Source organism: Flavobacterium tiangeerense (assembly GCF_007830355.1).
Taxonomy (GTDB): Bacteria; Bacteroidota; Bacteroidia; order Flavobacteriales; family Flavobacteriaceae; genus Flavobacterium; species Flavobacterium tiangeerense.
On record NZ_VLKO01000005.1, the window covers coordinates 132,288 to 144,195 of the forward strand.

The 11,908-nt window shown below is 31.0% G+C and carries 10 protein-coding genes; all 10 read left to right on the forward strand.

Translation table 11 applies throughout. The features are described 5' to 3' along the window. Positions 1-301: 301 nt before the first annotated feature. The 10 genes from IQ05_RS06840 (at position 302) to bla (ending at position 11,823) form a co-directional block, all read left to right on the forward strand. A complete protein-coding gene (locus IQ05_RS06840) occupies positions 302-970 on the forward strand; it encodes a hypothetical protein (RefSeq protein WP_144891335.1) in 669 nt (222 codons plus the stop codon). Positions 971-1,242: 272 nt separating this feature from the next. Beyond that, a complete protein-coding gene (locus IQ05_RS06845) occupies positions 1,243-2,010 on the forward strand; it encodes a GLPGLI family protein (protein WP_144891337.1) in 768 nt (255 codons plus the stop codon). Positions 2,011-2,061: 51 nt separating this feature from the next. After that, positions 2,062-4,692 (forward strand): TonB-dependent receptor, encoded by a 2,631-nt coding sequence (locus IQ05_RS06850; RefSeq protein ID WP_144891339.1) that lies wholly within the window; start codon positions 2,062-2,064, stop codon positions 4,690-4,692. Between the two features lie 339 nt (positions 4,693-5,031). After that, positions 5,032-5,553: a hypothetical protein gene (locus IQ05_RS06855; protein ID WP_144891343.1), complete on the forward strand. Its 522-nt coding sequence runs from the start codon at positions 5,032-5,034 to the stop codon at positions 5,551-5,553. A 104-nt stretch (positions 5,554-5,657) separates the two neighbouring features. After that, the gene (locus IQ05_RS06860; protein WP_144891345.1) at positions 5,658-6,548 is read left to right on the forward strand and encodes a DUF1963 domain-containing protein; all 891 of its coding nucleotides are present in this window, start codon (positions 5,658-5,660) and stop codon (positions 6,546-6,548) included. 486 nt (positions 6,549-7,034) lie between these two features. Beyond that, positions 7,035-7,862, forward strand: coding sequence for a M23 family metallopeptidase (locus IQ05_RS06865; protein ID WP_158634578.1), 828 nt, complete (start codon positions 7,035-7,037; stop codon positions 7,860-7,862). Between the two features lie 55 nt (positions 7,863-7,917). Beyond that, complete coding sequence (locus IQ05_RS06870) at positions 7,918-8,460, forward strand: GNAT family N-acetyltransferase (protein ID WP_144891349.1); 543 nt, start codon at positions 7,918-7,920, stop codon at positions 8,458-8,460. Positions 8,461-8,933: 473 nt separating this feature from the next. Continuing rightward, positions 8,934-9,989: a serine hydrolase domain-containing protein gene (locus IQ05_RS06875; RefSeq protein WP_144891351.1), complete on the forward strand. Its 1,056-nt coding sequence runs from the start codon at positions 8,934-8,936 to the stop codon at positions 9,987-9,989. A 9-nt stretch (positions 9,990-9,998) separates the two neighbouring features. Continuing rightward, positions 9,999-10,925, forward strand: a complete 927-nt coding sequence (locus IQ05_RS06880) for an alpha/beta fold hydrolase (protein WP_144891353.1) — start codon at positions 9,999-10,001, stop codon at positions 10,923-10,925. 10 nt (positions 10,926-10,935) lie between these two features. Next, positions 10,936-11,823: a class A beta-lactamase, subclass A2 gene (gene bla / locus IQ05_RS06885; protein ID WP_144891356.1), complete on the forward strand. Its 888-nt coding sequence runs from the start codon at positions 10,936-10,938 to the stop codon at positions 11,821-11,823. The last annotated feature ends 85 nt before the right edge of the window (positions 11,824-11,908 follow it).

Here is an 11,908-nt window from a genome sequence, read left to right on the forward strand (position 1 = left end):
TTTTTTTAGATAGTTTTATTTTCAGTCCTTGGGCGTGCCCCTCCGTGAAAAACTTCGGGTCAGGCTGTACACTGCAATCTTTGTGTTTTTAAAGAAAAAACACAAAGGATTTTCGCTGCCATCCTTCACGCGAGCCCAGTTTTCAGTTGCTGATTTTTTAATAATTTGTAAGATAATTTTAATATATTTGGAAAACGCAAAGCGAAACAAAACTTTGATTATCTACTCATGTTTAGTTGTGTGTATGAAGGTTTGTTTTGCTTATATACAAGTTGGTAGTAATTTTAAAAAAATACGAAAATTGAAAGATTTTATAATTAATTTAATTTGTGGATTTCTTGGAGGTTTGTTCGTTTATTATATTCAAATTAGAAACGAAAAAAATAAAAGAAAAAATCATATTAAAGAAAAATTAGAAGACAACAGAAAGATTATTCCAAAAGATTTTATTCATTCTATAACTATTGGAATGTCGATGGTTAAACTTGAAGAATTTATCGGCTTACCATTATTTGCTTACACGATTGATGAAAATGAATTATTTGGAAATGATTTAATTGTGAATATTAATGAATATAGATTTGAAAATTGTCTTATAAAAATTTTACATCAAAATAATCAATTATCAGCTATTCTTATTTCAAGTTATTTAGAAAGTAAAATAGAACTAATAAAATACGATTCAGAAATAGAAAATCCAACAATTGGAAATTTTTGCGTAGACTATACTTTTGAATCAGATAATAATGAAATTATACACGAAACAACTTCGAGAGATAGTTGGTTTGGAATTATTGAATATCACGGAAGAATGGGAAATTATAATCATTTTTGCTATTATGGAATGAAATTTTTTGGAATTGATGAAGCGGAAAATTTAAATATTGAAAAATTGAAGGGAAGTGTAATTGATGGGTTTGGGATTTCGTCTAATCCAGAACTTTTTAAATATTATTCATCAACATTTTAGAAAAAAACTACTGCCAACAGCCGTTACACGAGATTTGGGCATTTGGCTGAATTTAAAGATGGTTTTGTATTTGGGATGATTTGGCAAATCCGAAAAAAAAGTAGGCTTAATTTAGTACAAAACTGCGTATAGCACTTGAAAGTTATGGCTTACTTATTCGCCCAGATCAATCAAAATCAAATGACAACAACAAAAGTTACACCTACGCTTTCCAATTAAAATTAATTAGGGCTATCTAAATTTATTTAGGTAGCCTAATAAATACTATAATAATGAAATTAAGATACATTAACCTTTTACTTACTTTGTTCGTTTTTACAACAGCAGTCTCTCAAAACATTAATTCCGATTATGTTTGTTTGTATAATTTTAAATATACCCGAAATGACAATTCTTCGGATAATGAACAATTTATTTTATTAGTTGATAGTAAGAGTAATAAGTCGGCCTTTTTAAGTAGTACCGTATATTCCCTAAATTCCTTAAAAAAAACCAATCCAAACGATTATGCATCATATAGTTCAGAATGTCCTGAGATTGTATATCATAATAACAACAAGATTGATGTTTTTGAAGATATAAAAGAGTTTAAGTACAGGTATATTGAGAACGAAAAACTCAATTGGGAAATAATGAAGGAAAAAAAGAAAATTGGTAAAGTGAATGCGCAACTAGCTAAATGCAATGCATATGGCAGAACATGGTATGCATGGTTTACAGCTGAAATACCGCTTAATTATGGGCCATATAAATTCAAAGGATTACCAGGTTTGATAGTAAATATGTACGACTCTGAAAAAAAATTAAATTTTACACTTGAGAGCTATAAAAAGAAAACAGAGACATACACACTGCCAAGAATAAAAGATTATACTTTAATAGGAAAAGATAAATATTATAAAAATAGATTTAAAATTTTAACTGCAGATGATGGTGTTGTACTATTTAAAACTTCTGAGGAAAGAAAAAAATGGTTTAACGGAGTAAAAAGAATGTATAGAGCAATTGTACTCCTAGATGTTAAATACCCACAAGAATAAGTTAAACAAGAAAAGGTTAATTTTTATTTGTGGAAAAAAATCGGCGCACTAATGATGAGAATGATAATTCTATTTATTTTGATAGGGAACTATGGATACGCACAAACTACCATCAAAGGAAATATATACGACAAAAAAGGATCTCCAATTGCTAACGCAAATATTTTAATCAATAATAAAGCTACGCAAGACATCATTTCCTATTCCACTTCAGATGACAAGGGAATGTACAGTCTAAATTTCAATGTAGATCAAAAAGAAATAGATATTCAAATAAGTTCTATAGATTTTGAAACGGTTATTGAAACACTCAAAAATGAGAATCAAAAAAAAGATTTTGTATTACAAGACAAAGTATTTGAATTAAAAGAAGTTGTAATAAAGTCTTCCCCAATTACTCAAAAAGGGGATACGATTAATTATGCTGTAAATTCATTTTCTAAAGAGCAAGATAGGAGTATAGCCGATGTTTTGAAAAGAATGCCCGGAATAGAAATTTTATCAGATGGAAAAGTTTTATATCAAGGCAAGCCTATCAATAAATATTATATTGAGGGACTTGATTTATTAGAAGGGAAGTACAATTTAGCTAATGATAACTTATCCTACAAAGCTGTTTCCCAAGTGCAAATCCTTGAGAATCATCAACCCGTTAAGCTGCTGGACAGTTTAAAATTTTCTAATGATGCAGCATTAAATATTAAACTAAAAAAAGACTACACCTTTACTGGTCAGGCTAAACTAGGTGTAGGTACGGCTCCATTTTTATGGGACATCAATGTTACACCCATGCTCTTTACAAAAAAAAGACAAGTATTAGTTTCCTATCAAGCTAATAACACGGGTAATAATATAGCCTCTCAACTCAAGACCTTAACTATTGACGATTTATTAAGTCAATTTGAAAGTAGTAACGAAAAAACAAATTGGTTATCCATTCAAAAATTATCAAACCCTAATTTTTCAGAGAAACGATGGTTAGACAATAACATTAATTTGCTCTCCATTAACTGTTTGCAAAAAATGAAAAATGATTATGAATTAAGGTTGAACTTGTCCTATTTAAACGACAATCAACGGCAGGAGGGATCTACTAATACTCGTTTTATAACACAAAATAATACCGTGAATCTTCTGGAAGAAAACAGCAATCTATATGCTACAAATCTGGTACAAACTAACATTACGATACACAAGAATTCTAAAAAAAAATATTTTAAAAACAGTTTAGATTTTGAAGGGAACTGGGACCGCCAGCGAGGATTTATTGACACTGGAAATCAAAATTTGACACAAAATGTAAGGAGTGAATATCTTAAAGTATCAAATAGTCATAAATCAATTTTTGGTTTGGGAAAACAATTGTTAACTTTTAATTCTTATGTAGGTTATAATAAAACACCACAAAAATTAAAAGTAAATCCGGGACAGTTTGAAGAAATTTTAAACAATAGTAATCCTTATGAGCAAGTAACTCAAGCTGTAGATTTAAAAACGTTTTACACAAACAATTCTTTCAGTTTAACTAAAGGAATCTATCAATTTACATTTGAACCCAAAATAGGTTTTCAATTAGAAAATCAAAATTTGAATAGCCAGATAGTCACTACGAGTAATGTTCCTTTGGGAGGTGATTTGTCCAATAATTTAGATTGGATGCGATCAAAAATTTATTTTGATCTCCTAACACAGTATCAAAAAAACAAATGGCATTTAGACTTGACAACACCCATAAACATGCAAACTTATGCCATAAATGACGAGCCTTTACAAAGAAAAAGGAACTTCAATACGGCAACATTTGAACCACGACTATCGATAGTTTATGATTTAAATTCCTATTGGAAAATCAACTCAACGGTAAGTTTTAGCAATCAGTTTGGGACAATAAATCAATTGCATTATGCCTATATTTTGCAAAATTACAGAAGCATACAAAAAATTGATGCTCCATTGCCGCAAATTTTTAATCAGAATAAATCGCTCGGGTTTGGGTACAGAAACCCACTAAAAGCCTTGTTTTGGAATATTGCCTACACGAACACTAAAAGCACAAATAATTTGCAATATGACACACAAATTTTAGCTAATGGAGCAACAGAGATAAAAGCGATCGAACAAAAAAACACTGTTTTGGGTCAAAATATTTCATCACGTATCAACAAACAATTCAATGAATTAAAAACTAATGTCACCCTTAATTTTGGGTACAGCTTAGCAGAGGCACAACAAATATTAAATGCAAATACTACTTCAATAAAAAACAAGAGTTGGAATCTAGGAAACAAAATTGATATTGATATCGTTAAAGGGATCAATATTGAATATGAATCTAGAATGAACTTTTCTAAAAATAAAATTCAAGAAAAGTATAATCCCTTAATCATACAGCAAAATCATTTGCTAAATTTAAATTGCAATAGGTTTGAAAATCAAATTTTTATCGTAAAATCGGAGTATATTAAAAACAATTTATTTTCCGAAGATTCAAAAAATGTATTCCTGGATTTTATTTATAGATACACCATAAAAAAGAAAAAAATTGATTTTGAATTTCAGGTTAATAATATATTCAACAACTCAACTTTTAAAACCGTTAGCATAAGTGATTTCAGTTACATAGAGACTAATTTTAATTTAAGGCCAAGACAAGCCGTTATCAAAGTTGTCTTTGCCTTATAGCAATGAAGTTGATATTGTTACATTTTTTTCATAGTTAAGTCTGTATTCTCTACATAAAGAGCTAATTTATTTTTTTAACAATTTGGGCGTGCCCCTCCGTGAAAAACTTCGGGTCAGGCTGTACGCTACAATCTTTGTGTTTTTAAAGAAAAAACACAAAGGATTTCCGCTACCATCTTTCACGCGAGCCCGGTTTTCAGTTGCTGATTTTTATTAAATAGTAAGAAAATTTGTTTATATTTGAAAAACGCAAAGCGAAACAAACCTTAGATTATTTCCACATGTTTGGTTGTGTATAAGAAGGTTTGTTTCGTATATATTAAAGTTAGGTGTAATTTAATGACAGACATTCAAACCATATTGACGAGCAAATTTCCGAAGACAGAAGAACGGGTTGAGGGTCGACTTGTTTTTCTAGACCAACATGAAATTATTAGACTAGACAGTCCGAAACTTCAGGCAATTACAAAGCTCGACTTTTATAAGACGAAATTTTTTACTGGTTATCGCAAATTTACAATAATTGACACTGTAGTTGGAGTCTCAAATGACAACGAAGTGTTTTTATTGACCAACCCACTTTTCTCAGACAAATATTCAGACCTTATCAAAATATTTGAGAACGTAAAATCCGCACACGTTGACAAAGGCTTCGTTTCTGACTTAGTTGACATGTATCGAGCGACCGGAGCAAAGATTACTGAGATTGGTGCTGACAAGTATCAAATTTGGTTTAGCGACAACAAGTGGAGAATACTAGATTTTGAAATAAACGGAACTTTGAAAATAAAAACTACACCTAACAGCACCTTGCCAAAAGCGGGGCATTCTTGGTGGCAAAAACTACTCGGCTCCGAATAAACTTTAATCGTAGCTTGACAGATGGCGCTCCGAAAGCCCCGCCTTCGGCAAGCAGCAAAACGTTGTGTGTAATATTCCCAAAAAAAAACTGAAAAACAGAAAATATGTTTAATTTCAAGAAAAGTAAATTAGAAAAACTTATTAAGTTTATTAAAAAATCTGACAATAAACTTTCAGTAGATGATAAAGAAAAAATCATTAAATTAATTAAACCTGCTATTGGAATACTAACAAAAAAAATGGAATCTGATAATTGGAAAATTGGAGGTTCGAAAATTGGAGGAAAACCAGATTTGCCTAAAGATGTTTTGTGGCCAAGAGTAAATGATTCTGATTTAGTTTTTTGTGCTCAATATAATTTTTCAGAAATTAAAAAATTTGATGTTGAAAATTTACTTCCTGAGAAAGGAATGTTGTATGTATTTATTGGAATTAATGGCGAATACAATGAATTTTCTATTGAACAAAAAGATTGCAAAATATTCTTTATAGAAAACCTTGAAGATTTAGAACGAAAAGAATATCCAACGACTTTAAAAACAGAAGGAAAAGTTGAGCCAGCAGAAATTCAATATTTTGAAAGTATAACTATTCCAGATGATGAAAATTATAAACTTATTTATTTTGATGAAAAGTATGAAGATTTCTACTTCCATTTTTATCAAGATACAGAGGAATATATTGCGGAAGAATTAAATGGAATTGCAGACAATATGCATCAAATTCTTGGAGAGGATAAATCTATTCAGTCAAGTGTTGTTTATGAATACAGTAAAAATGAATTGAATATGTCAGATGAAAAATATACAGAAAAGTGGAATGAAATTCTTGATAATTCTAAAACATTCAGTAATTTACTTCAACTGGATTGTATGGATTCAAATACAAATTTAGATAAATTTGGGGGAAGTGGTGTTTTCTATATTGGGTTAAAAACAAAAGAATTAGAAAATAAGAATTTTAACAATTTGATGATTTCATTTCAAACAACGTAAAAACACTTCCGCTAACAACTAGGGTTTCGTTGCGTGCGAAGCACGAACAATGAAACTCGTGTTGAACGGAACCGGTCATTGGCAGGAACTATGGAGTTATCGAAAAGTGTAAATAAGGCTATTTGAGAAGTGTTTTTATTTCTATTACGGAATTATCAACAATAAATTGATAATCAATTAAGTAATACAAATATAAACTTACTTATTCTATTCCAAAAAGTACAAAAAATAGTTTTTGATTTTTTTTTAATGGTTGTTTTTGAAAGGAATTTATTTTAAGGCTCGCAAGCTGCCGTAGGTTTAGTTCAACAGCTAGTAAGCAATAGTTGGGAATTAGGCTTAATCGAAAAGTAGTTTTGTATTTGAGATAATTTACTTCTTATATTCGCTATCGCTCTAATGGCAAATCAGAAAATAGAGCTTAATTTAGTCTCCAACCCGCCTTTGCAAAGCAGCAGGATGTTGTGCAATCATAGAATAACAATCATGAGGAAAAACATCCTATCAATAGTAATACTAGTATTTGCTTCTTGTTCAAGTTTGAGAAAACTTCCAAAAGAACATTACTATGAGTTTTTGTACTACTTCAATAGAGAAATCAAAAACGACACAATATCTTTCCACTTAAAAAATCCTCTAAAATGTCCTGTAAATGTTAAATTAGTAAAAGATTCTCTAAACCCAAATATCGAAAATTTGTTTGGTCATATTACATTAAGAGAATTACAAGACACTGTAATTAGTTTTAAATACCGCGATTTCAATCAAGCCAATGAAACAAAATATATTGTTAAATACGGAGATTTAAATAAAAAAATATTAAAAAATCAAGTTTCTTACCCTTTCCCAAAAGGCAAAGAGTATAAAATCATTCAAGGCTACAACGGGAATTTTACTCATAACACGCTTATTAGTCAATACGCAATAGACTTTGATTTAAAAATTGGAGATACAATAACAAGTGCTGATAGTGGTTATGTAGTTGGGTTAATTGAAGATTATAAAGATTATGGAACAAGCAAAAAATGGTTAAAAAATGACAAAAGTAATTATATAACCATATACCACCCACAAAGCGGAATCTTCACTCAATATGTACATTTAAACCACAAAGGCTCTCTAGTTAAGTTGGGAGATTTTGTAGTTAAAGGACAAGCAATTGCAATTAGTGGTATGACAGGCTTTACGACTACACCACATTTACATTTTAATGCAAAAATACCAACAGTAGAACATGGATTAATATCAACAAAAATTGAATTTGAAAGTGGCGTTAAAGGAGAGGATTTAAAGAAAAAAGATCGCGTGAAATAGAAAAAATGCCTCCAAAAGCACTAACACAACGATTCATTACCCGCAAAAAAATACAATGACAACAGAATTTCCAATATTAAGAACCGAAAGACTTTTACTGCGACAATTTGTTGATGACGACCTTGAGAATGTTTTCAAAGGACTTTCGCACCCATACATTATCAAATATTATGGAGTGAGTTTTCAAACATTGGAAGCAACGAAAGAACAAATGACTTTTTTTGCTGACCTTGAAAAAAATGAAACTGGAATTTGGTGGGCTGTTTGCTCAGCTGACAACAAGATATTTTACGGAGCAGGCGGACTCAACAGTTTAAGTAAAGAACATAAAAAAGCAGAAATAGGATTTTGGTTAATTTCAGACTTCTGGGGTAACGGAATTATGAAAGAAGCGATGCCACTACTTTGTGATTATGGCTTCGACAATTTAGGACTTCATAGAATTGAAGGATTTGTAGAGTCTGAAAATAAGAATTGTAAAAATGCAATGGCTAAACTAGATTTCCAACACGAAGGAACGATGAAAGAATGTGAAATTAAAAATGGCAAGTTTATAAGTCTTGACATTTATGCAAAACTGAAGTCAACTAAATCATAAGTGAACTAAAAAGAAATCAACAAAAAAATCGCCTTAACGATTTCGTGTTATAAAGTGTTTTAACATCTAAACCCAGTACATTAAAAAACAAATCCGCTTCAGGTCTAGTCTTGAAGAGGATTTCTTTTTAAAAATCCCTTTGGTTTGAGTTCTTGGGCGTGCCCCTTCGTGAAAAACTTCGGGTCAGGCTGTACGCTGCAATCTTTGTGTTTTTAAAGAAAAAACCCAAAGGATTTCCGCTGCCATCCTTCACGCGAGCCCAGTTTTCAGTTGCTGATTTTTATAAAATAGTAAGAAAATTTTAATATATTTGGAAGGTGCAAAGCGAAAAAAACTCTTGATTATCTGCACATGTTTGGTTGTGTATACGAAGGTTTGTTTTGCTTATATGCAAGTTGGCGGCAATTTTACGAACCGACGTAACCTCAAAACACAAATAAACGAACAAATATTTAATAATTTTCAGAACCTAAATGGAACAATTTTTTAGACTAATAATACTTGCAACAACAATTTTATTTGCAAGTTGCAATTTATCAGCACAACAAAAAGACAACTACTCCACAAAAATTGATAGTTTACTAACAACTAAAATTCCTAGAAGTTTTAACGGAGTAGTTTATATTCAACAAAACGGAGAATTTAAATATGCTAAAGCATACGGATTTGCTAATTTAAACAAAAAAATACCTCTGAAAATCGACGACAAATTCTCTACAATGTCGATAGCAAAACAATTTACGGCTACGCTTATCTTACAAGAAGTTGAAAAAGGAACAATTGATTTGCAGACTCCTATTCGTAAATATTTACCCGATTTAAAATATTCTTGGGCAGACACCGTTTCTGTTCATCAATTGCTTAACAACACTTCGGGTTTGTACAGCGAAAGCTTAGACAAGCCTTTAAAATTTAAGCCAGGTACTGCATTCAACTATTCAAATATTGGTTATTATGTGGCTGGAATGGTTTTGGAAAAGCAAAGTGGAAAAAGTTTCGAAACCTTAGTAACGGCACTATTTAAGAAATGTAAAATGAACAACAGCTATTATCCTAACGAAACCAATAGTAATTTTTTGACCAAAGGGCACCTTATAAAAAAAGAGGGAACAATAACGCAATTTGAAAAAATTAGCTTTACACCTGACCAGTATTGGGGAAGTCATTTGATTGTTAGCGCACCAGATTTAGCTAAATGGAATGAGTGTTTGCATAATGGAAAGTTATTAAAAACAGCTACTTACAAACTGATGACCAATTATTCTATTACTAACACTCATACTCTTTTTGGCAAAAATCCTATTGGTTACGGTTATGGTTTGCGAATTAATGATAAAGCCGACATCTACGAAATTGGACATACAGGATTTCATCCAGCCGAAGGGTTTACTGCCGTAAATCTATATTACCCAATGACCAAAACAAGTATAATTGTAATGCAAAATCAAGCCCATGAAAACTTTGAAATTGCTTATTATTTTGAGCAGGAAATTAGAAAAATAGTTAAAGAAAGTAAACTTTTGAAATAAATCGCTTCAATGAAAAAAGTACTATTGCTGTTTTGTAATATAATCTCATTCATTGCAAATGCACAAACAAATCACACTATTTACTCAAAAACGTATGGACAAAGTGGAAATCCTGCAATCCTATTTATTCACGGGGGACCGAGAGGAAATTCGACACTTTTTGAAGGAACAACTGCCCAAAAATTAGCCGAAAAAGGGTTTTATGTAATTGTTTATGACATGCGTGGCGAAGGTCGTTCCATTGATACAACTGCAACTTTTACTTATCAAGAAGCGATTGATGATTTAAATGAACTATACAAAAACTACAACATTGCAAAAGCAAACATTATTGCTCACAGTTTTGGTGGTTTAGTTGGAACGCTTTTTACGGAGCAAAACCCTGAAAAAGTAAATGCGCTAATTCTGGCAGGTGCTTTGTTTTCTCAACAAGAGACGTATAACCATATATTGAAAACATCCCAGAAAAGTTATACAGAAAAAAAAGATAGTTTGATGCTTTCTAAAATTTCTGAAATTGAGAAGCTTCCTAAAAATTCCGCTGAATACAGAAAGCAATGTTACGAAATTGCAAGCCAAAACAATTATTTCAAAATGCCATTACCCACAAAAGAAGCGAACCAACTTAGAGAAAATTATGAGAAAAGTGGGTTTGGGGAAAATAACATCAGAAATGACAATGCACCCATTTTATTCTATAAAAATGAAGTCAAAAACAATATCGACACAAAACCAATTTTAAAAAACCTGAAAAAACAAGTAAAGTTATTTGCAATTTATGGACAAGAAGACGGCGTATTTTCAGAAAAACAATTGAATGATATAAAGAAAATAGTAAATAATCAAAACTTTAAAATCATTGAAAACTGTTCACATTATTTATTTGTTGATCAACAACAAATATTTATCAACACCATAGCAAAATGGTTAAAATAATAATTTTATTATGAATAAAATAATATTCCTACTCTGTCTTTCTCTATTTTCGGTTCAACTATTTGGTCAAAACACGAATGAACTTCGGGAAGAACTGAACAAAATTATCTCCACAAAAAATGCAACCATTGGAGTTTCCATCAAAAGTATTGAAGACAAAGATACGTTGAGCATCAACGGAAAGTTGAATGCACCGTTGATGAGTGTTTTCAAATTTCATATTGCTTTGGCAACTTTAAACTTGGTAGACAAAGAAAAACTTACTTTAACACAGAAAATTTTTATAAAAAAACAAGATTTGCACAAAAATACTTGGAGCCCAATACGAGACGAGTTTCCCGAAGGAAATATGTATTTGACAGTAGACCAATTATTGAAATATACCGTTTCACATAGTGACAACAATGGTTGTGATATTCTTTTAGACCTGATTGGTGGAACAGAAGCGGTTCAAAAATTTATCAATAATCAAGGAATAAAAGATTTTACAATAAAAGTAAATGAACAGGAAATGCAAACTCGGGAAAATCTTTACATAAACACAACAACGCCATTAGCTACAACAGAACTACTTGAAAAATTTTATAAAGGAAAAATCCTCAAAAAGAAATCAACAAACTATTTGCATCAAATTATGGTAGAATGTTCGAGAGGAAGTACTTGGATGAAAGCAGGACTTCCCGATGGAACCGAATTAGCACACCGAACAGGGATTTCAGGAACCAATGATGATAATCTGCGAGTTGCATTGAACGATGTTGGAATTGTAAAACTTCCAAACGGAAAACATTTAATTATTTCAGTTTACTTGAAAAACATAACAGAAACAAAAGAAAATACTGAAAAAATAATTGCAGATATAACAAAAGCAACTTGGCATCACTACACGCAAAAATAAAAACTGCCACCAACACACTACAAGCAATATGGGTTTTAGGCTTAATTTGAAGTTGTTCTTGTATTTGGGAGATTTACATCGTCTA